Below are 1778 nucleotides of genomic sequence, written 5' to 3'. Positions count from 1 at the left end.
CCCCTACTGATCTGCGACGAACCCACCTCTGCGCTCGATCCCCGCGCCGAGGAGGCCGTCTACGACCGCATCCGCACCCTGAGCACCGACCGCACCGTCGTCCTCATCACCCACCGACTCGGCTCCACCCGAGCCGCCGACCGCATCATCGTCCTGGACAACGGACACCTCCTCGAAGAAGGCACCCACGAACAACTCGTGGCACGGGACGGAGAGTACGCCGCCATGTGGAAAGCCCAAGCCCGCACCTACGACGACCAGTCGAGAACCTGAGCCCTTCTCACACCCCCTACACTCCCGCCACTGGCACGTGCCGTACCCGGCGGCGAGGTACGCCGTCTCGAAGCCATGTCCAGGAATCGGTTCGGCCGAACCGATTCCTGGACGTCGTCCGTCGGATCACCCGCCAGCCCCGAGGCTGGCCCGGAAAGGTCGGACAGCCTGACGCAGCACCATACGACCGGATCACCGCCACCGTTCGCGCCTACGAGATGCCCTCCTCCTGGTGTCGGTCACCAGCAAGTCCGGATGGCATGGGCAACGTCCTCCACTCCACGGTAGGCCGTCGAGGAGAGCGCTGCGGCGGGGTCGGATCGGTGCTGAACGTACTCCCGGAGTCCTTCATGGGCCGCACTGATCAGTCCCAGGAGGGGTAGACCGGCCCTCGACATCTCGTCCTTGACCGCTCTCAGGAAGACCGGGTCGATGTCCGGCTCGCTCCCGCCCCGCAGCAGGTGTGAGCAGGCAACCATTCCGAGCGGAGGCTTAAGTTGCTCGTACCAGTGGTGGAGGAACCGCAGGTGCCGATCACGCAGAAGTGCAGCGCTCTGCTCGGGAGACAGCGGCTGCTCGACGGTGGCAGGGCCGTTCTCCTGCCAGCGGACCATGCTCTCGCTAACCGGCAGACCGTCCGTCTCGGCCAGCAGCACGAAGTGATCGGCGTGAGCCTTGCGTGGCCACCCAGACCCGCCCGCCAGGACCACGATGTCGAAGCTCGACCGTGCCAGCCCCACAGCCGTGCGCAATGGGCTGTCGTCGTACGGCAAGCGCTGTGCGTCCCGGGCGATACTCCATGGCGTGTGCTGGCTGACCAGCAGCCCGCCACTGAGTGAGCCTCGCGTGGGCCTCCACAGAAGGGTGCTGCGGTGCCCCGGCCATGCCGCCTGCCGCTCCTCGGCCGCCTTGCGTTCCTTCGCTCTCTTCGAGTACAGCCGCATGTCCATCGGAGCGGGCTTGTACTCATGGAGCAACAACACGCGCAACCCGCTCCGGGCCCAAGCACCCGCAATCTGCAGCGGTAGCACTCCCAGGTCATGACGGTCCTCGTAAAGGAACTGCACCGTGCGTCCGGGCACAGATGGCCGGGAACTGTGCCGAATCTTGACGTACTTGGCCCCCGTTACCCGTTGTGCCTTACGGGCACGAGCTTTCGGTCCGCTGGCTCCGGCCTTGGTCATCGTCGAACTCCGCTCCAGGGCCCCCACTACCCCGCAGAGTCGAGACACGGGCGATGAACAACCTGCGGGACCATCCCTCGGCCTAGTGCCGGGGGTCCTTCACCTGTGGTGTGACCAGCGTGGGGTGCCGGACAACAGGTTCGCGGCGTGCGCAGCCAGCCGCGGTACGCAGTGTAGCGTTCCGGCAAGATGGACATCCGCCGACACCACGATCGTCTGCTACGACTCGCCCGGCAGGCACGTTGTTGCTCCGCAGCTCCGGAAAGAGAGAGAATCCTCTCGGTCGCTTAGGGCGGCCGACCCCGGCGCTGTCCGACCACG

General features: G+C 66.5%; 1 protein-coding gene and 1 pseudogene. One reads left to right on the top strand and one right to left on the bottom strand.

Annotated features, from left to right (window positions below; translation table 11 throughout):
* Window positions 1-273, top strand: a pseudogene (locus ACWF62_RS20405) (ABC transporter ATP-binding protein); the annotation flags it as partial.
* Window positions 274-512: 239 nt separating this feature from the next.
* Here ACWF62_RS20405 and ACWF62_RS20400 read toward each other — a convergent pair.
* Complete coding sequence (locus ACWF62_RS20400) at window positions 513-1457, bottom strand: hypothetical protein (RefSeq protein ID WP_452631223.1); 945 nt, start codon at window positions 1455-1457, stop codon at window positions 513-515.
* Between the last annotated feature and the right edge of the window lie 321 nt (window positions 1458-1778).

This window comes from Rhodococcus sp. NPDC054953 (assembly GCF_053609225.1).
This window is presented reverse-complemented; position numbering and strand designations above follow the sequence as displayed.

Excerpts from the sequence above, each read along its gene's own strand:
- ACWF62_RS20400 (WP_452631223.1), bottom strand. The coding sequence starts at position 1,457 with ATGACCAAGGCCGGAGCCAGCGGACCGAAAGCTCGTGCCCGTAAGGCA.